Here is a 24,279-nt window from a genome sequence, read left to right on the forward strand (position 1 = left end):
CTGATGAAGTAGTCTGTCGGAAAAGCTCCCAGGCGGCAGCATGCCCGATCGCTCGGGAGAACGAGGAGAAGGGAAGCAATGGAACTGGTGATCAGTATTAACAAGGCTTCACAATCGATCACGATCGAAAATCCGTTTCGGCTCGATCTCGAGGGTATCCTGGAAGGGATCGAACGGCTCGCCTTGGACCAGGGAGCGTCCGTGGAAGGACTCGATATTCGCGGCCTGCTGCCCTTGATGGTGAAGGGCATTGCGGGGTGCGAGGCCGGATGCCCGGCGGATGCCCAGCGTGTCGTGTCCCGGGGATATGGCAACTTCGCCCTCCAGTACGTTGAGGGAGGGATCCTGACGGCAGCGGCGCCGACGGGTGACGGTAAGACGCTTTCGCTCAAGCTGTTCCCGGACTTTTGAACGGGGGACCGGGAACATTTCGACCGGGGCAACCGTCTGATTTTTTCACCGGCCGGAGCGGTTCATCAAGGGGGTGACTTTCATGGCGGATCAGCCGATCAGGGGAAGCGAACGCAGTGAGCGGGAAAAGAGCATCGCCGTCCTGGTCGACGGGTACGCCAAGGATCTGTTCGCGGCGGGCATGATGCTCCAGCGGATGGACCACGACGTGTACATTGTGAGCAGCGCCGAGGAAGCGCTCAGGATCATCGATGCCGCCCTGCCCGCCCTGGTCGTGACCGAGCTGACGCTCCCGCAGATGTCCGGACTCGAGCTCCTCATCCGCATCAAGCACGATCCCCGGACAAAGGCCGTTCCGGTGATCGTCCATACCTCGAGCGACGATGAAAAGAAAAAAGAGCTTTGCCGGGTATCGGGCTGCTCTGCTTATCTGCGGAAGTGGGTCGACCCCGGAGTTCTGTACAGCGTGATCCAGGAGGCCACGGCGCCGATACCGCGGCAGTTCATCCGTCTGCGGACGCTCCTGCCGGTCATGGTGGGAGGCCAGGCTGCCTCCGGCAACGCCGCTGGCACCGAATACGTGACAGAGCTTTCCGAGGCAGGCATCTTCGTCCGCACCCTTCATCCCCGACCGGTCAACGCCGTCCTGCCGGTCACGATCATTATTCGCACGATGCCGATCAAGCTGAAGGCTATGGTCGTGCACAGTGAGCCCCTGGTGCCCGGGCTCGCCGGGGAGCCGGGTATGGGCATGAAGTTTGTTGAGATCTCGACCACGGACCGTGAAGTGGTCAGAAACGTGATCAAGGGACAGATCCTGAAGGATATCACGGGGCCGTAGGGAACCGGGCATCCGGGGAAAGCCCCGGGCCATGCCGGCAGAGGAGCCAGTTGATGCCGTTGCAAGGAACAAACGGTATGTGCTGGTGACCGACAATGTTGACGGCCGGTTCGGAATATGGCATGTTCTACCAGACCATCGATCCGCAGCCGGTAAAATCACAACTGCCGATGATCATCGAGATCAACGGCAGGACGATTCGGCTCACGGCACTGGTCCTATACAGCTCCGCGCTGGAATCCAGTCTCTTCTCGGTGTCGTGCATGGGCATGATTCACAACTATCAGCCGAGATGACCAGGCGTTTATCAAGGCCTATATCCTCAGAGCAGGTGCAGGGCGGCATACTTCGGCCAATCCGTTATGCGTGATAGAATCCACAGGCATCCGGCCCGGACAGGGGGGAGATAAAGTCATATCACAAATAAGAAGAAAGTATGATATAATATTGGGTATTATAGCCGGGAGAGGTCTCCTGGAGAGACATTTCAGATACGGAGGGGCCACATGAAAAAAATATTTTTGTGTTCCGCGGTTCTGGTTCTGTTCGCGTTCAACGCCGAGGCTGCTACGGGCGGCGGCGACCGGCTTTTCACGCCGAAGGACGCCAAGCCGGTGTTCTTCAGCCATGAACAGCATGTGAGCGTGAAAGGCATGAAGTGCAGCGCCTGCCACTACCACACGTTTCAGATGTCTCAGGAATCTTACGCAATGAACATGGCAAAGATCACCAAGGGCGAATTCTGCGGGATCTGCCACAACGGAGAGCGTTCCTTTGATGTGAAGGACAAGGCAAATTGCGTCCGGTGTCATAAGTAACGATTGCAGAAACTCACCATCACATCACTAAGCAGGTTCCCATCGCGGGACCTGCTTTTTTTGGGAAAACTTCCGTTTCCGCTGTCAGCGGCCAGATGGCCCGGTACGGGACATCCTAGGCCGCAGCCTTCCGCATATAGATCGGAACGAATACGGTATCGCAGAACTCGCTGAAGGTCGTCCCGGTGCAACTTTCCGCTGAGCGCGGTGCAGAGATGCGCCCCTCATTGAAGGCCCGGCTCATCTCGATGTAGCGTCTGCTCACATCTTTTGAAAGTCCGGCGTTGACCAGCCTGCGCTCCGCCTCGACATACGAAAAAGCGACATAGCGAAGGTTTGGCTGACCAATCTTGATGCCGATGGTCATGGTGGCCTCGTTCAGGCTTATATCTCCCCAGCCGAGCAGATACCCTATCGAGGAACCGCTGAAATCACGCTTCGCGAGCCGTTCCGCGGCAAATTCTGCGATGTCCTGTGCTGCGATCATGGGTATCTTGACATCCCCCCTGATCGCGCTCCCGTTGATCCCGCTGGACTTGATCAGCGCGATGCTCGTGAGCAGGTTTTCCATGAAATAGCCAGCCCGCAGATGCAACACGTTCAGACCCGTAATGCGATTCAGGCGCTCCTCCTGGTTGTGAAGCCCGACAATGGGTCCTGTCCCCTTAACGAGCTCGGCGCCCACACTCGACAGGTTCACGACGAAGGGGAGGCGGACGATCTCCGCGGCGCGGGCTATGCTGTTTCCCACGGCATCGGCATAGGTCAGGAAATCGTCGGACCTCCTTTGTGGCGGGATCAGCGCGAACAAGGCGTCCACGTCTTGAAATGCCTTGACGAGGAATTGCGTGTCCAGGGCATCTCCAACCATTGCTTCAGCCTGCCTGCCCACCACACGCCGGAGGTCGTCTGCGGACCTTGCGATGAGCCTGACCTTTTCGCTGCTCTTCTGTTTCAGGATATCGGCGATCTTTCCGCCGACCTGCCCGGTTGCTCCCAAAATGGCAATCACGATACACTCCTTTCCGGAACGATGCCTGAAAGGGTAGAACACTTTTTCACCTAAAAGGTAGCACCACGAGGCGCTGATGTCAAACCGCCTGGCGGGGAGGCAGGGCGGCCGACAGAGAGAAGACACAATACTCCCTCGGGAGGGATGCGGGTTGTTGACAAGTGACCGCCTTTTGATTTACAGTTCTTCAAGGATGCAGCATGAACGATGAGGGCACAGGGGTGGCTTGCGATGACAGAGACGCTTCCGGAAACACTTCTCGGACGGAACACCACGACCGCCCCTCTCTACAAGGTCCTTCTCCACAACGACGACAGGAACAGCATGGACCATGTGGTCCGGGCATTGATGAAGGTATTCCGATATGACGAGCCGGAGGCGGTTCGCATCATGCTGGAAGCGCATCAAACCGGGCTTGCCCTGTGTGCCGTAGAGCCCTTCGAACAGGCCGAGTTCCACCGCGACCAGCTGGTCGCTCTGTCACTGACTGCGACCATTGAGCAGGAATAGAAACGAGAGACCGAGGGCAAAGAAAAGGCAGGAACCGTGTATTGCCACGGCCCCTGACCTAGGGGGAACCCCTGGAAACAGCATCAGGGGTGGGGAAAAGCCCTAGGATTCCTCGTTGCGGGGCGGTTCTCAAGCACGTTCAAGTCCGTTCAAGCCTTCCGGTTGCAATTACCTTCGTTATTCCGCTTCTGCACCGCGTACCTGCCGCCCCTCTGTTCAGGACTTAGTTCGAACGTAGCACTGGCAGCGCTCGTTGTCAAGGCAGCTTAACCCTATGCTCTCCGGGACGTTGCATGAAGGCGAATGGCGCTCCTCCCTTGGCTCTCCCGAAGAGGACTGAAGCGATTTTGCTGGAGAGGGACGAGAAAATTTGATAGTATCGTACCCGGCTTGGCCGTTATTCGCCGTTATTCGCGACGGAACGCCCGGGGATGGAGCCGGGGAACAAGAACAGCCTCTCAGGGTCGTTGATGATCGCAGCGCGACGGGGGATGTGGAGAAGGGGGATGTCGAACATGAACGCGTATTGTGAAGGGATCCGGTTCCAGTGCCAGGGTGACGGCAGATGCTGCATATCGCGCGGAAAGTACGGCTACGTGTACCTTTCATTCAAGGACCGGCGGCGGCTCGCATCGCACTTCGGTATGACGACAACGGAATTTACCGTTCGATACACGGAAAAGGAGGACGGTCTGTTCCAGCTGAGATACACCGGTAGGGACTGTCCGTTCTTTCGCGACAACCGCTGCTCCGTTTACGAGGCCCGGCCCTGGCAGTGCAGAACATGGCCGTTCTGGCCTGAGAACCGGGACCGCTCGGTATGGGAACGCGAAGTTGTCTCCTTCTGCCCCGGCATCGGGAAGGGCAAATTCTATTCGGCCGTGGAAATAGAAGAGATCCTTGCAAAGAAGAGAGATGTAGATGGGGTCCTTGTGAAAAGCCGGGCGTCTTTGAAAAGAGCCTCAAAGAGCAGGCACATCTCCGGGAAATGACAGGTCAGCCGGAAACCGTATCCCCTTCCCGGGAACCGGACCCTCCAATCCACAACACGCCGTGTAAAATCGTAACCGAACTATGCAGAGAGAATTATCGATTCCTTGCTGTTTGTAATTAGAATTTGACAGGGCGGATTCGGGGAGCTACTGTAAGTTCAGGATGCAGCCTGCGTTGCCGCCTGTTTCCGGAGAGGCGCAGCGCCGACCGTCGGATTATCTCAAGGGGGCTCGGTACGTTGAGCCGAGGAAGGGAGGATATGCATATGCGTACGTCAATAACGGTAAGTCAGATCCTGAATGCAAAGGGCCATGAGTATTGGTATATGGGTCCTTCGGCCACCGCGTATGAAGCATTGGAGCACATGGCGGACAAGAATGTGGGTGCCCTGCTCGTGATGGAGGAAGGCAGGCTCGAGGGTGTCTTCTCAGAGCGCGACTACGCCCGGAAGGTGATCCTGAAGGGGAAATCATCGAAGAACACAAAGGTCGGCGACCTGATGACCAGGGAGCCCATCACCATCACTCCGGACCAGTCCCTGCGGGAATGCATGGTGCTCATGACGAACAATCACATCCGGCACGTGCCTGTCGTGGACGGTGATACGGTCCTGGGCATCGTCAGCATCGGCGATGTCGTCAATACCATCATTGCGGAACAGGAAGCGACCATCGAGGACCTCGAGAGCTACATCACGGTCGGCTATTAAGCGGACTTGTCCGGCTGAACAGGACATGGGCGGTTCCTGAGGCGTGCCTGCCACAGGGACCGCGAATTCTTTGCTGCGCCTTTCTCCTCCCTCCGGAATCCCGGCCACAGTACCGCCGCATCTCCCCCTCGGCATGAACCGCCTCCAGGCAACCGTCTTTGTCAGCGCGAAATACCGTACGCGCCACTCCCGTGGCATTTCCGTCTCGAGTGCTCCCGGACGACGGCCGGAGTGCGGATAACAGAAGCCGGAAAATTGCACTTGAAAGGCGACATGAATCTGATACAATGAAACCCCAGGGTTCTAGAAACCCGGGACCGGAGCGCCGGACCAAGGCGGGCACGAGCCCGCCGGAGTAGAGGCGCCGACCGCACGCCGGGATGGGGAGGAACGGATCATGGAAGGCCATGCCATGCCGCAGGAAAAAAAGCTGATGCTGCACGGAGTGCTCGCCGGCGCGCTGCCCCCCATAGTTTTTCTCGCCGTTGTCCTCGCCTTTGCGCACCAGAGGCAAGGCCTGATCATGCTCGTGGCCGGGCTGGCAGCCTCGACGCTGCTTCTGGGAGCGGTCATGGGAGCGTATCAGGCCCTCGGGTCCGTCCTTTCCCTCATCATCGGGATCGCCGGCGGCATCGCCCTCGTCCTCCTGTACGGCGCGATTCTTCAGCACCGGGACCTGACCGGCCGGGGATGGCTGTTCATCGCCTGCTGGGCGCTGGTCTCGGCACTGGCGGAATACTGGGGCGTTCTGCGCGCGGCGCGCAAGACCGCGGAGAAATATCCCGAAATCGAAAAGGGGAGGGTCGTGCGCATCCTCCTTTACGGGAATGCCGCTGCCGCTATCGGTTCCCTCATCGTCATGGTCTATCTCACCGTCATTGCGAAGGTCATCAGTTGATGGAACAACGTTCCGGAAATCCCCGTCCCTCGCGCGAGACACCCTGATCGTCATTGGCGCGACGACGGCCTGCGTGACCGGGCATGACAGATGTTCGCATCGAAATCGGATCCTATTCGGGATACAGGGGTGAGGAGAGCCCGCGGGTCTTCTTTGCGCACGGCAAGAAGATCACGGTCACCTGCATTCTCAGGATGTGGGTCGCGGAGGAGGAGTCGGGCCGCAGGCGCAGGCGTTTCTTCCGGGTGGAGGGCGGCGACGGCTTCACCCACACCCTGTACTACGACGAAGAGACCCAGGAGTGGTTCTGCCGCGAATTTGAACGGAACGCGACATGACTTGGATCATCTGCCCGGATGGCCCATGCTCAGCACTTGCCCGATGGCCGGAATAAAATCCTTCTTGCGGGACATGACGCGGTAGACGGTGCAGGTATCGTTCACGACCTTCACGCTGAAGGCCTTTTCCACGATCCAGGTTTCACCCCGGAGCAGGATGCGTTCCTGCCCTTTGCCAAGGGGGTTCAAGACCAGGAGCACCGTCAGGTCGTAGTTGTTCGCCAGACGCAGCCGTTCCAGCTCCCCGACGAGCTCTCGCTCCCGGCTGTCGATCTCCGCGCAGTCCAGGGACATCATCTGGCTCACCCCCAGCTTTTTCCCGCCGATCAGGAACTCCTTGAAGTCCGCCGCGACGAGCTCCGTCGCTGTCTTGTCCTCGAGATTGATGCTGGCATGGAGCAGTTCCTTGGCGAAGGCGGGAATGTCGACCCCCGCTTCTTCGGCCAGACGCTGTGCCGCAGTGCGGTCCCGCTCGGTGGTCGTGGAAAGGGTCAGGAGCAGCGTATCAGAAAGGATGCCCGAGAGCAGGAGGCCAGCGATCTCGCGCGGGATGTGCGTCTGGTACAGGAACATGATCCCGGCTACTACCGTGCAGGTGCTGCCAACCGGGTCGTTGTAGACATAGATCGGGGCTGTCGTGGAGATGTCGCCCACCCGGTGGTGGTCGATGATTTCGAGGATCTCGGCCTCCTCGATGCCGTCCACGGCCTGGGACAGCTCGTTGTGGTCCACGAGGATCGCCATTCTCCTGACCGGCTTCAGGAGGTCCGTGCGCGTGATGAAGCCGATTAGGCGGTTGTCGCTGTCCACGACGACGACGGAGCGGTATTCCGACTCCACGATCTTCGTCCTCACTTCCGCGATGGGAGTGTAGAGCCCGACGGTGGGGCAGGTGGCCGTCATGATGGACGAGACCGGTTCGGACATGGTCATGAACTGGACCGTGGCAAAGGCCGGATGGGGCGATGAGATCAAGAGCACGTTTTTTTCGCCGGCGGCCATGATCACTTCACTGGAGATCGGGGCGCTGTCGGTCACGATCACGGCCGAGCAGCTCATGCGGATGAGCTCCAACTGCACGTCGTTCTGGTCGCCGACCACAACCACGTCGCCGGGCCGCACGCGGTTCAGCATGGTCCCTCGCTGCATGGCCGCGATAAGGACCCGGCCGGTCAGGACGGTCAGTTGCCTGGCATTGCTGATCACGCGGCCGTTCAAGGTTGTAAGCAGGATGTCGAGTTCAATGGGCGCCTTCGACAGGTCGGCGAATCCGACGCTGTCCATGTAGTGGCGGGCGATGTCCTTCAGGCCCACGACGCCAGCCAGCCTTCCGGCGTCGTCCGCTACGGGCACGGAACGGACGCCCTGCTCGCGCATCAGCTGCGCGAGAACCTGAACAGAGTCGCGGACGCCTACGGCGATCGGGCGCTTGAGGTTCAGGTCGCTCACGGTGGCGACGAGGCTCTCGATCTCGACCGGCGCCGGCACGCCGAACCTCTGGAGCACGAATTCGCTTTCATGGTTCAGCTTTCCCGCCCGCACCGGCGTGAACACGAACCGTTTGTCCGTGACGCTTTTGAAGTAGGCATAGGCAATTGCGGAACAGACGGAGTCCGTATCGGGGTTGGTGTGGCCGGTGACAAAGACCGTTTTCGTCCCCTCGTTCATGCTGATCAGGTCTCCTCTCGTTGAATTCCTCTTCAGTATTACTGAGCATGAGAGCTGATGTCAAGCATATTTGTCTGCGCGCGGCGCAGGCCGAGAACTGCCCGTGAAATCACGATTTTTGCCCTTGACACCCATTCCGGTTTTGTATATAGTGCTAGCTCTGTTTACGACTGGGGGATCGTCCAGTGGTAGGACGACAGGCTCTGAACCTGTTTACGGGGGTTCGAATCCTCCTCCCCCAACCAGACAATCAGAGACGTGCGGCGAGAGGGGAGACTCGAGAGGAATATCCTGTTTCACGGGAGGCTCTCGTTACTCGTCACTTGTCCCTCGTCACTTTCCCTATATGGTCCCATCGTCTAGCGGCCTAGGACGCTGGCCTCTCACGCCGGAGACACGGGTTCGATTCCCGTTGGGACCACCATTCGATAGTCCGAACAAATCCAATGAAGTATAAAGCCCCTTGAAAAAAGGGGCTTTTTTAGTTTCTGCATCCTCCGTGGTCCCGTCTGATTCGTTGACATTTAGGGGTATTTGGGGGTAGAATTGGGGGTATCGTAGCCCAGGCGAGAGCAAAATACCCCCACGACTGGAGGAGCCCCTATGTTGACGGATATAAAAGTCAAAAGCGCAAAGCCGAAAGAGAAACAATACAAAATCACTGACGGTCAGGGACTCTATTTGCTCGTGACGCCTCAAGGCGGGAAGCTTTGGCGCTTCAAGTATCGATTCAACAACAAGGAAAAAGTGCGTGCATTCGGCACCTATCCGGAAATATCTCTTGCTGATGCACGCGAGAAGCGCGACGCTGCGCGTAAGCTAGTCGCAAACGACATCGACCCGGGTGAAGTTCACAAGGCACAGAAGAAGGCCGAGCAGGATGTCACCGAAAACAGCTTCGAAGTCGTGGCGCGTGAGTGGCACCAAAAGTTCAAACAGACTTGGGCCAAGAGTCATGCGGATACGACGTTGCGGCGAATCGAGTTGAATGTGTTCCCCTGGCTCGGCGCGCGCCCGATCGGCGAAATCAAGCCTCCCGAGTTGCTGTCCGTATTGCGCCGCATTGAATCAAGAGGAGCGCAGGAGACAGCGCACCGGGTCAAGACCATATGCGGCCAGATCTTCCGCTATGCAGTGGCGACCGGCAGGGCTGAGCGAGACCCGGCAGCGGACCTGAAAGGCGCATTGCCGCCGGCACCCAAGACCCATCTTGCAGCTGTGACCGATCCGAAGGAGGTAGCGAACCTCCTTAAGGCGATTGACGTTTACCAGGGCTCATTCGTGACTAAATGCGCTCTTCAACTGGCACCGCTGGTTTTCGTCAGGCCCGGCGAACTGAGGCAGGCGCAGTGGTCGGAGATCGATCTTGAAACAGCGGAATGGAATATCCCCGCTGCCAGGATGAAGATGAAACAGGCGCACCTGGTTCCGTTGTCGCGTCAGGCTGTGCAAATTCTCCGGGATATCAAGCCGCTCACCGGCAGCAGTCCGTATGTCTTTCCGTCCGTGCGGTCCTCTGCCCGCGCTATGAGCAACAACGCAATCCTCGCCGCGCTTCGTCGTATGGGATACACTAAAGACGAAATGACCGGCCATGGATTTCGCGCAATGGCCCGGACGATCCTTGACGAAATCCTCCATGTCCGCCCTGAATACATCGAGCATCAACTCGCGCATGCAGTCCGCGACCCGAACGGACGGGCTTACAATCGCACCGCTCACATCGAAGAGCGCAGGAAGATGATGCAGATGTGGAGTGACTACCTGGACGGTTTGAAGTCAGGAGCGAAGGTTGTGCCGTTTGTAAAAGCTGCTGGATGAGAATTGGCACATCCCATCCGAACGAAAATGTTTTAGATGAACCCGAAGCCAGGCTCTTTAAAATACAATAAAGACAGTGCTGCATGACCTTAACGATGAGCGCGGACGAGGATGAGATATGAGCCAAATCTTTAATGTCTATTGTGATGAAAGCGGTCACCTTGAAAATGACCTTGAAAAGGTAATGGTCTTGGGCGCTGTGTGGTGCCCCCAGGAAAAAGCCAGAGAAATTTCTGTCCGGATTCGGGAGATAAAAAATCGTCATGGACTTAAGAAAGATTTCGAAATCAAATGGACGAAGGTTTCTCCTGCGAAGAAGCAATTTTATCTCGATGTGATGGATTATTTTTTTGACGACGGTGATCTTCATTTCCGGGCTTTGATAGTACCAGATAAATCTAAATTGCGACACGAGGAACATGGCCAGACGCATGATGACTGGTACTACAAGATGTATTTCGACATGCTCAAGGTGATTTTGAGCCCGAGTGCAAAATACCGGATCTATCTGGATATCAAGGATACGAGAAGCGCGTCAAAGATAGCAAAATTGCATGAGGTCTTGTGCAACTCGCTCTATGATTTCTCCCGGGCAATTGTCGAACGAGTTCAAACAGTCCGCTCCCACGAGATTGAACTGTTGCAGGTTGCTGACCTTCTGATCGGCGCTACAGCCTATGTGAACAGGGCACGATCGGGTAATGCCGGTAAGGAGGCTCTGATTGCAAGAATGAAGGAGCGTTCCGGGTATGCGCTTACGATCACCACGCTCCTCCGGGAAGAGAAAGTAAATCTGTTCCGCTGGCACGCATCGGAGGCGCAATAATGACGAGTCTTTCTTGGCTGCCGGCACTCGTTCCGTTCGAACAATATGGCGGTGACTGGACAAAGTATCTCGATGCTTTATATGCATGTTTCAAGGTGGATTTTATCGATAGCCGGCCGTTTTATAATGGGAAGCGTGTCGGCTTGAAACGATACCCGTTGTCGCAGGGTAAGGAAGCTACCTTCTGGCATTTTATTTCTGAAGGCAGTAGTGAGAAAGATCGCATACCAGATATGCGACGTTGCGAGAGGATCAGATGGCCGCGTCCCATTATTGAACACTCCGGCGAGAGAGTGTTGAAGGTATGGAAGAACAGGCGCAATGGTGAAACTCGGATATGTCTTTGGTTAGAGGCAGAAGAATATCTCGTGATTTTAGCGGAGCGAAAAGATCATGTTATGCCGTGGACGGCTTACATGGTAGACAAGGATCATCGGAAACAAAAGCTTCAGAAGGAATATGATGAATACTGGAGGGGAAAAAGGCCCAAAAATGGCTGAAGCCGCCTCCTTGCGGAAACGGCCTCGTTACTCCTTCTACACTTGGTAGATGAGCTAAGTTTATTATAACGCAGATAAGTTCAGAGTCAAGCGAATTCTAATTAAAGTCGCACAATTTGGTTACCGAATTGAAGTCTGTATTAGCAATGAAACAAGAGCAAATTTGGTCATATTTTGCAGTTCAAGCATAGAATCATAGCGCTCATAGCTCTTCTTAAACCCCTGCCATCAGTATAACTCCAAGGCGTACAATCGAAAAAGATCTAGATTTTTCCACCACAAATTATATAATTTCTACATGAATGTGGTGGAAAAAGACAAGGTCATCAGCGGTATGCTTCAGGATGAGTTGATGCGGTGCCGAGAAATGCTTGCCGGCCTGCAGAAATCGGCTGCCAGCCTTCCTAAAGGTGTTCTTCAGAGGCGAAAGAAGCGATACAAGAACAAATCGTATTCGTACTACGCGCTCAAATTTCGCGATGGGGAAAAGGTCGTCAATCAGCATATTCCTAGCGATCAGGTGCCGGTCCTGTTGAAAAAACTAGAGCATAGAAAAAAAATAGATAAAGAATCGCGTGCGTATCAAAACAAAATCGCCTATTTGTCGAAGATCCTGAAAGCTTGCAAGCGATAATCTAGTCAACGGTAAGGCTTCGCGTCTTCGCTTTCTCTACGACGCCAAGCCGGTTGATTGGCTCGGTCGCGCGCGTCCTCGCACCCTGCCCGCCCTCGCGCGTGAGAGACCGCTCAATTTCATTGCGCGGACACTCTCGCGCACCCATCTGTCCCGTTTACGGGACTCCCAAAATCCATTTCATGCAGTAATAATCAGCCTTTTATATCAAAACACGCCCCAAAATGGGGCGTGTTGAGTGAAAAAATACCACCATTTTGGTACGTGGACAAAGTAATTCGAATTTATTATGTTAGGTGAATGCAGCGCCACAACTCTTACCCGTCTTTACCTAATGCAGAACAATACCACTACAGCATAGCTCAAGACAAGGAGAAGTACCCGTGCTGAGCGTAACGCCGATATCGGTCAGACAAGCGGGTACCTATTACGAGAAAGACAGCTACTACTCATCCGAAAAGCCAGGCGAATGGGCGGGCAGAGCTGCGGATGAGTTAGGACTCCGCGACGAGATCAACGGTGAGGACTGGCAGCGGGTGATCCGGGGACAAGATCCACGGACCGGAGAGCAACTGGTCCAGGCCGGAGCGAACGGAGAACACCGCTCTGCAACTGATACAACCTTCTCAGCTCCGAAGTCAGCCTCAGTGCTAGCGCTCTTGCTGAATCGAACAGACATTATTGAAGCTCACCGTAAAGCAGTCGAAGTAGCTATCAAATATATGGAACAAGACGCAGCCCAGGCGCGTGTCACTGTCGACGGGCTGACAGAGAGGGTGCATACCGGTAATCTGCTTATAGCGATCTACGAGCACACTAGAAGCCGGGAGCTTGACCCGCAGCTGCACACTCATTGCCCTGTCCTGAATATGACCGAGATGCCCGATGGATCGTGGAAAGCCGTGAGTAATGAACGGTTCTTCGAGAACAAACTATTCTACGGACAGATATACCGTAACGAGCTGGCAGCAAATCTAAAGGAGCTCGGCTACCAGATCGAATACAGCAAAGACGGCCTGTTCGAAATAGCAGGCATCGATAAATCCATCCTCGAAACTTTTTCCCGCCGTTCAGAGCAGATCAAAGAAGCCATGAATGAAATCCGCGAGAAGTACCCTCATGCGGATGAATCACAACTTCGTGAATATGCCACTCTCGGAAGCCGGGTGGCAAAACAGAAGAACATCGATAATGACGCCGTACATGCGAGCTGGGTCGAAAGGCTTCGCAGTCTCGGACTCAGTCCCGATGATCTAAACAGAACCATTGATGTGACAATCGAAACGACGGATCGTGGAAAAGAGTCAATGAATGCCGACGACGCCATCAGCATGGCCGGTAAGCTCATTACTGAGCAGGAGTTAACGTTCCCGAAAGAACAACTTCTCCGTATCGCCGGTCAGTTTTCGCTCGGCAGTGCCCGGATTAGCGATCTTGAGCGAGCAGCCAGAGACCAGCTCCGATCCGGACAGATCTTGCAACGCAAGGATGGCAGCTACACCACGGCAGAAAAGGTCCAAGAAGTCAGCGAGACAGTCCAGATGATGAAGGACGGCACGGGCAAATGTATGCCAATAATGACCAAAGAGGAATCCCTGAAGGTCCTGGAGGGCCGGGGCCTCACCCAAAGCCAGATTGATCTCAATATCCATGTTCTTACTTCCCCAGACCTGGTAATGGGCGGGCAGGGATACGCAGGTGTCGGCAAAACGACCGCGCTTGACACTCTCCGCGAGATTCTCGAAAGCCGGAGCCAGACGGTAAGAGGATTAGCCTTTACCGGCAAGGCTGCAGACGGCATCGAGCAGGAAGCCGGGATCGAAAGCAATACAATCGCCAGGGAACTACACTTATCGGGGCGAACCGACTGGATTGTACTTGACGAGGCAAGCATGGTCGGATCGAAAGATATGCACGACATCCTGAAACTCGCCCGTGAGCATAACAGCCGCGTTCTGATAATCGGCGATGCCGACCAGTTGCCGAGCATCGCAGCCGGCAGAATATTCAAAGATCTGAAAGAATCCGGCATGAGCACGGTCGAGATGAAGGAGATTGTCAGGCAGAAAGACGGAACCTACAAAGATGTAGTCCAATCCATTGTCAGCAAGCGTATCGACGACGCTTTCAATAAACTCGCTAAAACAGGCCATATCCACGAGATCAAGGACCAAAATGAACGCATAGGAGGCATTGCGAAAGACTACACCGACCGGCAAAACTGGAGAAACACGATCGTCCTCTCTGGAAAGAACGCCGACGCCCGGGAGTTAAACAGCGCAATCCGGTCCATACTTAAGGAGCGCGGGGAGATCGGGCAGCAGGATAATGAGATAACAGTGCGCGTCCCGGTCTCGCTGTCGCCGACAGAGCAGCGGTTCGGGCAGTCCTACGAACCAGGTCAGTACATCTTTGCACGAAAAGCAGGCGTCGGAGGGCTGCGGGCGGGGGATGAAGCCAGGATTGTTGCGGTTGACAAAGTTCGGCATACGCTTTCGATTGAAACTAAACAAGGTGCAGAACGGATCATCGACCTCATCCAGGACGGCGGGAACATATCGGCTTATGAGGAAAGGCAGGATAAGTTCAGCGAGCGGGAGAAGATCATCTTTACCAAGAACGACTCGAAGCTCAAGGTCCGGAACGGGCAGATTGGCGAGATCCTGAAAATCGATGAAAGCGGGCAACTGATAATCGCGATGCAAGACGGCAGCACCCGGCATATCGATCCCGCCAAGTACCAGTACGTCAACCATGGTGATGCCGTAACCACCTACAAAGCTCAGGGCATGACCCAGAATAACGTCATCGTAAATGCGCCGGCAGACGGAATGCAGACCTACAACGCGATGTACGTCCAGGCAACTCGCGGCAAATACGACCTGCAGGTCTATACCGATTCCACGGAGAAGCTGATCGAGAGGGTAAAGATCGAGCAGGAGAAGACAACGACGCTTGACAGGCCCATTGAGCAAGAGCGCGACAGCCAGGCGCAAGTCATTCAGATAAGCGAACCGCCCAAGACGGCAAGCAAGGATAAGAAGGCAAAGCAAGATAAGGATCAGGATAAGCCCGATAGCGACTCACTGGAGCTGAGTAAAGCTCCGGTTCGGGATCGGGAAATTGAAATGGAGATGTGATGATAGAGAAAAGGCACAATGCAGAGGCCACAGCTCCACACCGCTCGTCATTCTCGCACACCCGACGCAACTTGCATTGCGCCGTGTGTATACAAATATATAGTCCTCCATTTATTAGAAATTCTATTTCAACCTATTACGGAGAATACAAAACGTATACAGACAGTCCTGAAAAAGCGAACCGGAGCCGCGTCAGCAGCGGCGTATACAGCGTATACGTGGAAAACATGTTGTGTTGGCAGCACAACACATTACAACAAAGGAGGCAATCCGAATGAGCCATAAGATCGGAATGGATTTGGGAAAGGGCCATATCAAGTACCAGACGGCAACAGGCACCGGAGAAATTCCAGCCTGGTTGTCCCGAGGCCGCATTACCCAGGTCATGGGCAAGGGTAACGGCACCGGTGGAATCAGGTATCAGGATCAGGAGTATATAATCGGCAGAGACGCGATCCTGGGCAATGGATTCTCCTGGTCAGCGACAGAAACTAAAGATGACCTCCGGAATCTTCTCTTTGCGCTCTATGTGCTCGGGTCGGCCGGCATCGACGAAGTTGATATGGTTATCGGATTGCCGGTATCAGCGGCTGGCAGTCCGGCAGCGGTCGAGCGGATCAAATCACTATTGAACGGGACTCATGAATGCGTCATAGGAGAAAAGCCGACGTCGATTATCATCCGGGTAGGAGTTCTGGCGGAGCCTTTGGGCACTTATTTCAGCCTTTGCCTGGATGTCGAAGGCAAGCCAATCACAAGTTCTCCCTACTTCAATGAACTGATCGGAATCGTAGATATCGGTTACCGGACCTTGGACATCATCGCGATCGAGGGAGGGAAGCTTTCATCAGCCGGCAAAGACAGTACCCTTTCAGGAATTGCGGTTCTGTTCAGTCGCGTCTGTAAAGCTCTTGAGGAGAATCACGGAATGCTGAGGCCTCATGAGATAGAAAAAGTACATACCTGGCTGACGGGAGGATGCCAGGAGCTGATCAAGATCGGCGGCCTACCTGTTAGACCGGATATTCCCGCAGAGGTGGCAAGGTTTAAGGCTGAATTTGCCGGGCAGATTATGGATGAAGTCCAAAGCCTGTTGTCCGGCATTCGGCCGGATCGAATTGTTATGACAGGTGGCGGCGCAGCCCTTCTGCGAAATGAGCTCATCAAGATCAACCCAGATCTGACCTTTCATCCCAATCCGAGATTTGCCAACGCCATCGGCTTTTACCGTGCAGCAGTAGCCAGGGGCAGGCAGAATGCCTAACCTTGTGGCTTATCTGCATGTTCGGCTGAACTTGAATATAGCCGAGGACGCGGAGATCTACCAGAGTCTTACAAAGCTGCCGGAAGGCGAGCGGAGCAGGATGGTAAGAATTGCTCTACTGGCGTACTTCAAGGGATCGTTTGTGAGCGGTGAGAGGCGTACGAAAAGGACGAAGACGAGGCAGGCCGAAATTGAACCGGCAGAAAGACCAAGACCAATTCCGTCCATCAGTCCGCAACCGACTCCTGTCGCATCTAATCAAGAATCGCAAACGACGACGAAAAACAGTTCAGAGGCAGCTTTGAGCGAGATGCTCGACCTGATTCAATGAGAGAAGAGAACGACCAATGAACAAAGAAAACATACTAACATTCAGGCTGCCAGGAGATCTTTACAGAGACCTCTCCCAGCGAGCGGTAAAGGAAGGCAGTACCATCTCTGATCTTGCGAGGAAGATCATCATGGAGCATGCGAGAGCTGAAGAGATGAGCCGTGCTCTGGAGGACATAACAAGGAAACACTCGGTCGAACATGCCCAGATTCAGGATTTGATCAAACGGCTCGCCGTGAGTTTAGGAGCAAATAAAGGCGTAAGAAACTTGGATGAAGACATCCGAAAAATAATTATTCTCGTAAGTTGTATCGTAGATACCTTACCCGGCGCATCAGCCAGGCGACGCGAATACGGGTTGGATAAACTACAATTCTGATTATCGGGTTATCGAGGAGAGATGATGAAAACAAAATTACAAATCGATGCGAGTCAGTTGACGTCCGAAGTAACGCAAGAAGTGCTTAGGGTAATAAAGCCTCTTCTTCCAGACAAAGAAAAATATACCCAAAGAGCGAGCATTTCTGAATCCGTTCAGCAGACAGCAATAAACGCTCTTCCTCAATTCGGGCTTTTACGATTGTGGCAGATTCTTGGAAACAGGAGAAAGGGAATTCCGCCAATCATCCCCGTAAGCAAAAGCTCTTGGTGGGCAGGAGTAAAATCGGGAAAATATCCGAAACCAGTGAAGCTGTCAGCGCGGTGCACTTGTTGGCGTACTGAGGATATCCGGGAATTGTTAGAACGGATGGGAAGGCCATAACCATTCTCTGTTTACGCGTTATAGAGGTTACGCTTCAACAACCATTTTCGCGGCAACTCGTGGCCATTAAGAGAAACCGCGATATCCTTATGCCGTATAAGAAATTGCGATGATTGCCTATACCTACTGGCGAGTAGACAGGCCGGAGTGAGAAGGGCTTACTGTGAGCTTACTGCTAGTTCCCGCTATTTATTCTTTTTTAATAAATGGGAGCTATTTATTAGCATCAATTTAATTACTCAAGCCCTATAATTATTATAAAAAGAAGCCTACGCTTAAGAGATCGTATTGCTCAGGGAAGGAAGGAGTGATGCACATGAAGAAGTTGGTCCTGATTCAAGGCATTTTGTTAATATTGCTGGTGATGAGTGTCCCGATGATAGTCGAAGCTGTTTCCTATCCCGTCCTCGAGGAACATCGTCTAATAAGAACCAAAGCTGTTTTCAGCTCTGGATCGACACTTTACCTATTTGAAAGTGGTACTCCAGACGTGAAACAAGGAATAAGTGTCAATGATGTACTGACTGTTTATCGCATGAATGACGACAACAGACTGTTCGAAGTGGGCAAAATCAAAGTCCTGTCTTTTGTCGGTGATTTTTATATAAAAGGTCAAGTTACAACGGGCGAAATAAGGCATGATGACATAGCGAAAAAGGGGAATGTTTCATGCCTTGTCATTCTGCTGGACAGAGAGCCCAAGTAAAACCTATAATCAAGACTGCGTTGTGTGGTAAATTCGAAATTCATATCGCATTTCTAGAGGCCGGTGGGAATAATTTAGAATAAAAGATCAACTGGCCAGCTCATCCCGTAGTTAATTGCAAACCTTGAAAGCAATCGATGAACGCATGCAACACCATCTGAAAACTCGAGCTGCAATTGTATCTATCACTTCGAACTCGGTTCTGATCATTCTTAAACTGGCTGCTGGATTGTTCATGCACTCAGTCAGCGTGATCTCCGAAGCCGTCCATTCCGCAATTGATCTTGTTGCCGCCATTGTTGCTTTTATGTCTGTTCGCCATTCGGGGAAACCGGCAGACAAAGATCATCATTACGGCCACGGGAAAATAGAGAACATTTCGGCCACAATAGAAGCGCTGCTCATCTTCGGAGCTGCTGTTTATATCATCTATCAGGCTGTACAAAAGCTGGAACACGGCAATATAGAAGTTGAAAGCCTCGGCCTTGGTACATTGGTCATGGCCGCGTCCGCTGCCGTCAACTTCATCGTCTCACGCTATCTTTTCAAAGTTGCCCACCTGACTGACTCTGCTGCTCTCCGCGGAGATGCGCTCCACCTGAGAACCGATGTCTGGACTTCCCTCGGCGTTTTAGGCGGGCTTGCAGCAATTAAACTGACCGGTCTCGAGGTTCTGGACCCTGTTGTTGCTATCGTTGTTGCTCTTCTAATCATTAAAGCGGCCTGGGAACTGACCAAGGAGTCATTCTCGGACATACTCGATACGCGAATTCCTGCCAAGGATGAAGAACTAATCCACCGGGTTCTGGCCGAGCATTCTCATGCTATTACCGACTACCATAAACTACGTACCCGCAAATCAGGCCATGTCCGCTATATCGATCTTCATATCGTGGTTCCCGGGCGAAGCATGGTCAAAGATGCTCATTCGTTAAGCGATCTCATCACTTCCCGGATCAAAGAGCGTCTGGCAAACAGCCACGTGTTAGTCCATATTGAGCCTTGCGACGGAATGTGTAACGGGTGTCATCTGGACTGTAAATCCATGGCTCATTCCTGATGTTCATCCAGCTCACGCCTTTTTACCTCCCGTTATAAAAAATTAATAAAAAAATGATCGAGCATTCATAAAAAGCTTGACATCCTTATCATCGTCTGTTATAAGCCGCCTAGCATTTTTTCACATCATATTTTAACAGTCAGGAGGTGATGTCAATGGACGGTGGCCCAAGTCACATGTGCAGCAAATTCATATCGCTATCGAAAATAGTGCCGGAGAACCGTTCATTGCTCGCCTTCGTCATGCCTTTTTCTTCCTAACGGCTCTCACTCTTATCCATTATTTTACGATAGCGCATCCTGCCCGCGATCTCGCGGGACATTATGGAGGTGCGGATAATGGGTATCATTACGATTCCTTCTGTTTCTCAACACATTCCGAATCATGAACTATTGTGTCCTTATTTCACTATAGGGACGAATACCTGCCTGGCATCGATTTTCTTTCTGATAATCGACGCGGGAAAGGCCGAAGACCGCTGTCTGTCCGAAAACTGGGACGACTGCCCAATGGTCCTTTCAAAGCTGCTCAGAAGCAAAAACTGATTTTACCCGATTAATTTAACTAATGGAGAATGGGAGGTGATGTTTATGGAAGCTGGCCCTGCTCATAGATGCAATAAAATTTCACGATTATTAACGCCGCTACGGGAATAATACAAGGGGGAGTTACTGCTTGCCCTTCACCACCTCGATCCATCTTCCGTTTATTCTCTTCTTTCCATTATTCCCGATAGCGCATCCCGCTCCATTACGTGGTGCGGAACAATCCAACGTCGGAGGTGGGAATAATGGTCCTCATCGCAATTATTTCACTTTGTAAAAAACTTCTGAAAAAGAGCGCTTTTATTAGCGCCAGCGTGCTCCTTGTCGGCGTCGCGAACGCGGAAACTCCGTCTGAACCCGGTTGGGCGCCGCAACTGCTCGGAATGCAAGCGACTATCATCTATCAGAACATGCCCGCGTTCTCAAGCCCGTATGAAGGTCCCCAAAGCCTGACATTCAAAAACGGAGAAGGTCATGGGCATACCGAAACGTACGGGATCTATCTCGGATCGCAGATCTTACCCCGTTTGCAGGCTTATCTCGATGTCGAGCAGGCGCGGGGCAATGGGATCGGCCATGCAGTCGGTTTGGGTGGTATCACAAACGGCGACGTCATCCGTCAGGGTTCGACTGATCTTGGGCAGAATCCGTATATAGCACGGCTGTTCCTTCGTTATCTCATTCCTTTGTCAAGGGAGACTGCATCGGTAGAAAGGGCAATGGACCAACTGCCGGGGGAAGAGCCTCTCAGCAGGATCGAAATAAAAGGCGGGTTAATGGCCGCAACTGACGATTTTGATCAAAATCGCTATGCCAATAATACCCGTATCCAGTTCCTCAACTGGGGATTCATCAATAACACAGCATGGGATTTCGCTGCCAACACACGAGGATACAGCTACGGACTTCTCGTTTCTTACATAAGGCCATCATGGAAGCTTGCTTATGGAATCTACAAAATGCCCACGACGGCCAACGGCAACGAGTTCGATCATATCGGAACATCGAGCGGAAATAACCTGGAACTTACTCTTAGACCTAACCAGGAGGGAACGGTTATGCGTTTCCTCGCCTATTACAACACAGGGCGCATGGGCAATTATGAAGAGGCGATCTCGACAGGCCAGGCAACCGGGATGGAACCCGATATCGCCAAGGACAACAGGCCGGGACGGCATAAATACGGGTTCGGCTTCAACGTGGAGCAGCCTCTCGCGGATGCAGGCGAAACGGGGGCCTTTGCCAGGATCGGCTGGAACGACGGGCATACTGAGGACTTTGCTTTTACCGAGGTGGACCGGCACCTGAGCACGGGCATGCAGGTAAGCGGCGTTCACTGGGGTCGCACTGAGGATCGTCTTGGAGTCGCTTATGTATGGCACGGCTTGTCGCCCGAGCATCGTGAGTATCTTGCGGCGGGGGGGACAGGTTTTCTGCTCGGCGACGGCAAGCTCAATTACGGTCTGGAGCAGATATTTGAAACGTATTACCGAGTTCAACTTGGACAGTATGCGCAGCTATCTCCCGACTTCCAGTACATCCAGAATCCAGGATACAATCGTGACCGGGGGCCGGTCGAAGTTTATTCGGTGCGCTTACGACTGAGCTACTAATTTAATTGAGAAGGAGGATGGCCAATGAACATCTTTAACCAGTTTTACTACCAGTACCGCCGCTTCGCCAAGGCGATCAGGCTTTTTTTACTCACAGCCGGTCCCGGAATCATCGTGATGGTTGCCGACAACGACGCGGGTGGAATCACGACCTACACAGCAACCGGAGCAAAATACGGCATGCATCTTCTGTGGTTCCTGGTTCTCCTCGGACCTGTGGCGTACTACGTCCAGGAGATGACCGTTCGTCTTGGAGCGGTAACGAAACGCGGCCATGCCGAAGCGATCTTTTCCGCCTTCGGCCGGTTCTGGGGCTGGTTCTCGCTGCTGGATCTGGTCCTGACCGACTGGCTCACCATGATCACCGAGTTTATCGGTATGACCGCCGCTATGAGCATTTTTCATATTCCGCCGGTCCTGACCGTTGTCATCTGCTGGCTCATCATGGGCGCTATGATCATGAGCGGGCGCTATTGGACTTGGGAAAAAATTGCGCTTCTGTTCTGCGTCCTTAATCTCATTTATATTCCCGCCGCCTTCATGGTTCATCCGTCGGTAAAGGACATTGCGTTCAACAGCTTCGTGCCTCATTTCCCGCCGGGCGGATTCACTAATGAACTCTTCTTCCTTCTCATGGCCAACATCGGCACGACGATCGCGCCCTGGATGCTGTTCTTCCAACAAAGCTCGGTCGTGGACAAAGGTCTTCATGAGAAGGACATCAAATTCGGGAAGATCGATACCGCAATAGGATCGCTCCTCACCGTCATTGTTGCAACCGTACTGATCATCGTTTGCGGCAAACTGCTCTACGGCGTGCCGGTGGATGACGCTGCGGTCGCCGCCAAGCAGATCATGCCTCAAAACAGCATCATTGGGACCCTCATAGCGATCGGATTGTTCGATGCCGGTCTGCTCGGTGCAATCTGTATATCTCTGGCGAGTTCGTGGGCCTTCGGGGAGGTCTTCGGCTGGGCTCATTCCCTCAATCAGAAAGTCAGAGAAGCGCCGTGGTTCTATGCGTACTATTTCTTCGACCTTCTCCTTGCCGGGACCGTCGTCTTGATCCCCGGAGCGCCACTCGTTCTGATCACGCTGTTTGTTCAGGTGATCGCAACGACCCTGCTTCCTGCCGCCTTGGTTTTCCTGATCCTTCTTCTGAACGACAAGAAGACCATGGGCGAATATGTCAATACCACGTGGCAGAACATTGTCAATATCAGCATCGTCGCTGTTATCATTGCCCTTTCCACGATGTACGGCGTAAGCACACTATTCCCTGATATGTTCAAATAGGAGGAGTAAATCATGATAAAGACCTTCTTCACTCACAGCTATGCCAAGATTCGCGAGATCAATCAAAAATACGAGAAGCCGAGAATTGAGATGTCCAGATGGGTAAGGGCATCCCTGATCCTGCTGCGTGTCTATCTGTTTTCGTTAATAGGTCTATCGGTTTATAAATTCATTACGCTGCTTAAATAGGGAGGTGAGCGATGAACACGGCGCTGAATAAAAATCAGGAAACCGTCGATGCCGTATTTTTTCTGAGCGATCTAATCGGGACGAAAGTCCTGAACGGCGATAAGAGAATAGGTAAATTAGGAGATCTCGCAATTATTGAAAGAGAAAAACTTCCAGTTGTAACTCATTTCATCGTAAAGAGGCCGTTCGGAAGAAAATCTCTGCTTGTTCCCTGGGAGCGGGTTGTCGCGGTCTCAGCACGAAGGCTTATTATCGATCTCGAAGAGCCGGAGCAGTATGAAGGAGAGCCTGCGGAATCTCAGGTCCTGCTCGGCGATCATGTTCTGGACAAAAAAGTCCTCGATATGGACGACAATGAGATTGACATCGTCTATGACGTGAAACTCGCCCGGCGCAATAAAGTCCTTTACGTTACCGATGTGGATTTCAGCAGGTACGCCCTGTTTAAACGGCTCGGCCTTATCCGGCTCATGGAACTGCTCTTCAGCGGGACGAATCTATTAAAGAAAGAAACGCTTTCATGGTCCTACGTACAGCCATTGCCCGAACATCTCGGAAGTTTCAAGGGGAACGTCAAGCTGAACGTTCTGAAGGAGAAACTTACGGAAATTCAGCCGGTAGATCTTGCCGATATTCTCGAAGAACTGAGCGGGGAGCAGCGGCTTGCGATTTTTAATCAACTCGAGACCGAACACGCATCGGACACGCTTGAAGAGGTCGAGCCCCGAGTACAGCGTCAGCTTATTTCCTCGATAAAGAAAGAGCGCGCAGCCGAACTGATCAACGCCATGACCCCTGCGCAGGCTGCGGATATCCTTGCCATTTTGCCTGGAAGCGAAGCAGATGATATCCTGAAGCTGATCGACAGGGAAAACGCGACGAAGATTCAATCGATGCTTGAAAAGCAGGACCAAAAGATAATAAACTTTTCCACATCGCAGTTCATCAAACTCCCGCCCGATACTGCGGTAGGTTATGTTGAGGACCGGTTCCCCGAAATCGCACGGGATAAAGATGAGATCATGTACATCTATGTCGTAGACGAAAAGAACGTTTTATTGGGAGTAGTAGATCTTAAAGAAGTGCTGAAAACGAAAAACGAAGAGAAACTTGCGGACATCATGACAACAAATGTGATTCAGTTAAATCCTGAAAATACTCTTCTCGAAGCAGCCGAAATGTTTTCGCGCTATAGCTTCCGGTCACTTCCCGTGGTCGATGAAAAAAATGTCATCATCGGAGTGATTCCCTATAGAGATGTTATGAACCTGAAACACAAATTTGTTTAAGGCAATGTGGGCAAGAGATATGTCGCACGGCAACATGGTGGCTGCCGTAGCTTCCATCCAAGTCAAAATGCATAATTCTTGACTTCTTTGTCATGATAGAGTAA

25 protein-coding genes and 2 tRNA genes are annotated in these 24,279 nt (G+C 53.0%); 25 read left to right on the top strand and 2 right to left on the bottom strand.

Features of this window, described 5'->3' with window-relative positions; genetic code table 11:
* Window positions 1-78 precede the first annotated feature (78 nt).
* From VL197_11810 to VL197_11825, 4 genes are all read left to right on the top strand, one after another.
* Window positions 79-411 carry a hypothetical protein gene (locus VL197_11810; GenBank protein HUJ18666.1) on the top strand — a complete coding sequence of 111 codons (333 nt, stop codon included), beginning with the start codon at window positions 79-81 and terminating at the stop codon, window positions 409-411.
* Between the two features lie 82 nt (window positions 412-493).
* Window positions 494-1,252, top strand: coding sequence for a response regulator (locus VL197_11815; GenBank protein HUJ18667.1), 759 nt, complete (start codon window positions 494-496; stop codon window positions 1,250-1,252).
* A 95-nt stretch (window positions 1,253-1,347) separates the two neighbouring features.
* The gene (locus VL197_11820; protein HUJ18668.1) at window positions 1,348-1,548 is read left to right on the top strand and encodes a hypothetical protein; all 201 of its coding nucleotides are present in this window, start codon (window positions 1,348-1,350) and stop codon (window positions 1,546-1,548) included.
* Window positions 1,549-1,758: 210 nt separating this feature from the next.
* A complete protein-coding gene (locus VL197_11825) occupies window positions 1,759-2,070 on the top strand; it encodes a c(7)-type cytochrome triheme domain-containing protein (GenBank protein HUJ18669.1) in 312 nt (103 codons plus the stop codon).
* A gap of 115 nt (window positions 2,071-2,185) precedes the next feature.
* Here VL197_11825 and VL197_11830 read toward each other — a convergent pair whose 3' ends face one another.
* Window positions 2,186-3,082, bottom strand: coding sequence for an NAD(P)H-binding protein (locus tag VL197_11830; protein HUJ18670.1), 897 nt, complete (start codon window positions 3,080-3,082; stop codon window positions 2,186-2,188).
* 231 nt (window positions 3,083-3,313) lie between these two features.
* On the opposite strand from VL197_11830, the gene VL197_11835 reads away from it, so the two are divergent.
* From VL197_11835 to VL197_11855, 5 genes are all read left to right on the top strand, one after another.
* Window positions 3,314-3,592, top strand: coding sequence for an ATP-dependent Clp protease adaptor ClpS (locus VL197_11835; GenBank protein HUJ18671.1), 279 nt, complete (start codon window positions 3,314-3,316; stop codon window positions 3,590-3,592).
* A gap of 515 nt (window positions 3,593-4,107) precedes the next feature.
* A complete protein-coding gene (locus tag VL197_11840) occupies window positions 4,108-4,584 on the top strand; it encodes a YkgJ family cysteine cluster protein (protein HUJ18672.1) in 477 nt (158 codons plus the stop codon).
* A 266-nt stretch (window positions 4,585-4,850) separates the two neighbouring features.
* Complete coding sequence (locus tag VL197_11845; protein ID HUJ18673.1) at window positions 4,851-5,294, top strand: CBS domain-containing protein; 444 nt, start codon at window positions 4,851-4,853, stop codon at window positions 5,292-5,294.
* Between the two features lie 397 nt (window positions 5,295-5,691).
* Window positions 5,692-6,192, top strand: coding sequence for a hypothetical protein (locus VL197_11850; protein ID HUJ18674.1), 501 nt, complete (start codon window positions 5,692-5,694; stop codon window positions 6,190-6,192).
* Window positions 6,193-6,275: 83 nt separating this feature from the next.
* Window positions 6,276-6,530 (top strand): hypothetical protein, encoded by a 255-nt coding sequence (locus tag VL197_11855; protein ID HUJ18675.1) that lies wholly within the window; start codon window positions 6,276-6,278, stop codon window positions 6,528-6,530.
* A gap of 6 nt (window positions 6,531-6,536) precedes the next feature.
* Here VL197_11855 and VL197_11860 read toward each other — a convergent pair whose 3' ends face one another.
* Window positions 6,537-8,198 carry a putative manganese-dependent inorganic diphosphatase gene (locus tag VL197_11860; protein ID HUJ18676.1) on the bottom strand — a complete coding sequence of 554 codons (1,662 nt, stop codon included), beginning with the start codon at window positions 8,196-8,198 and terminating at the stop codon, window positions 6,537-6,539.
* A gap of 171 nt (window positions 8,199-8,369) precedes the next feature.
* Between VL197_11860 and VL197_11865 the strand changes: the two genes are divergently transcribed.
* The 16 genes from VL197_11865 (at window position 8,370) to VL197_11940 (ending at window position 24,175) form a co-directional block, all read left to right on the top strand.
* Window positions 8,370-8,443 (top strand) — tRNA-Gln (locus tag VL197_11865).
* A gap of 103 nt (window positions 8,444-8,546) precedes the next feature.
* Window positions 8,547-8,622: transfer RNA gene (locus VL197_11870), tRNA-Glu, on the top strand.
* 179 nt (window positions 8,623-8,801) lie between these two features.
* Window positions 8,802-10,019 carry an integrase arm-type DNA-binding domain-containing protein gene (locus VL197_11875; protein HUJ18677.1) on the top strand — a complete coding sequence of 406 codons (1,218 nt, stop codon included), beginning with the start codon at window positions 8,802-8,804 and terminating at the stop codon, window positions 10,017-10,019.
* A gap of 118 nt (window positions 10,020-10,137) precedes the next feature.
* Entirely contained in the window at window positions 10,138-10,845 is a 708-nt protein-coding gene (locus tag VL197_11880; GenBank protein ID HUJ18678.1) for a DUF3800 domain-containing protein, read from the top strand.
* On the top strand, window positions 10,845-11,345 hold the full coding sequence (locus VL197_11885; protein HUJ18679.1) for a hypothetical protein: 501 nt from the start codon (window positions 10,845-10,847) through the stop codon (window positions 11,343-11,345). Before VL197_11880 ends, VL197_11885 begins: the two co-directional genes overlap by 1 nt.
* A gap of 298 nt (window positions 11,346-11,643) precedes the next feature.
* Window positions 11,644-11,979, top strand: a complete 336-nt coding sequence (locus tag VL197_11890; GenBank protein HUJ18680.1) for a hypothetical protein — start codon at window positions 11,644-11,646, stop codon at window positions 11,977-11,979.
* A 383-nt stretch (window positions 11,980-12,362) separates the two neighbouring features.
* Window positions 12,363-15,119 carry a MobF family relaxase gene (mobF, locus tag VL197_11895; protein HUJ18681.1) on the top strand — a complete coding sequence of 919 codons (2,757 nt, stop codon included), beginning with the start codon at window positions 12,363-12,365 and terminating at the stop codon, window positions 15,117-15,119.
* Window positions 15,120-15,393: 274 nt separating this feature from the next.
* A complete protein-coding gene (locus VL197_11900; GenBank protein HUJ18682.1) occupies window positions 15,394-16,383 on the top strand; it encodes a ParM/StbA family protein in 990 nt (329 codons plus the stop codon).
* A gap of 347 nt (window positions 16,384-16,730) precedes the next feature.
* Window positions 16,731-17,093 carry a hypothetical protein gene (locus VL197_11905; GenBank protein ID HUJ18683.1) on the top strand — a complete coding sequence of 121 codons (363 nt, stop codon included), beginning with the start codon at window positions 16,731-16,733 and terminating at the stop codon, window positions 17,091-17,093.
* 24 nt (window positions 17,094-17,117) lie between these two features.
* Entirely contained in the window at window positions 17,118-17,477 is a 360-nt protein-coding gene (locus VL197_11910; GenBank protein HUJ18684.1) for an AlpA family phage regulatory protein, read from the top strand.
* Window positions 17,478-17,793: 316 nt separating this feature from the next.
* The gene (locus tag VL197_11915) at window positions 17,794-18,183 is read left to right on the top strand and encodes a hypothetical protein (GenBank protein HUJ18685.1); all 390 of its coding nucleotides are present in this window, start codon (window positions 17,794-17,796) and stop codon (window positions 18,181-18,183) included.
* A 124-nt stretch (window positions 18,184-18,307) separates the two neighbouring features.
* Window positions 18,308-19,243, top strand: a complete 936-nt coding sequence (locus VL197_11920) for a cation diffusion facilitator family transporter (protein ID HUJ18686.1) — start codon at window positions 18,308-18,310, stop codon at window positions 19,241-19,243.
* 790 nt (window positions 19,244-20,033) lie between these two features.
* Window positions 20,034-21,401: a carbohydrate porin gene (locus VL197_11925; protein HUJ18687.1), complete on the top strand. Its 1,368-nt coding sequence runs from the start codon at window positions 20,034-20,036 to the stop codon at window positions 21,399-21,401.
* A gap of 24 nt (window positions 21,402-21,425) precedes the next feature.
* Complete coding sequence (locus VL197_11930; GenBank protein ID HUJ18688.1) at window positions 21,426-22,697, top strand: NRAMP family divalent metal transporter; 1,272 nt, start codon at window positions 21,426-21,428, stop codon at window positions 22,695-22,697.
* Between the two features lie 12 nt (window positions 22,698-22,709).
* The gene (locus VL197_11935) at window positions 22,710-22,886 is read left to right on the top strand and encodes a hypothetical protein (GenBank protein ID HUJ18689.1); all 177 of its coding nucleotides are present in this window, start codon (window positions 22,710-22,712) and stop codon (window positions 22,884-22,886) included.
* 11 nt (window positions 22,887-22,897) lie between these two features.
* Window positions 22,898-24,175 (top strand): CBS domain-containing protein, encoded by a 1,278-nt coding sequence (locus VL197_11940; protein HUJ18690.1) that lies wholly within the window; start codon window positions 22,898-22,900, stop codon window positions 24,173-24,175.
* Window positions 24,176-24,279: the final 104 nt, after the last annotated feature.

This window comes from Nitrospirota bacterium (assembly GCA_035516965.1).
Taxonomy (GTDB): domain Bacteria; phylum Nitrospirota; class UBA9217; order UBA9217; family UBA9217; genus MHEA01.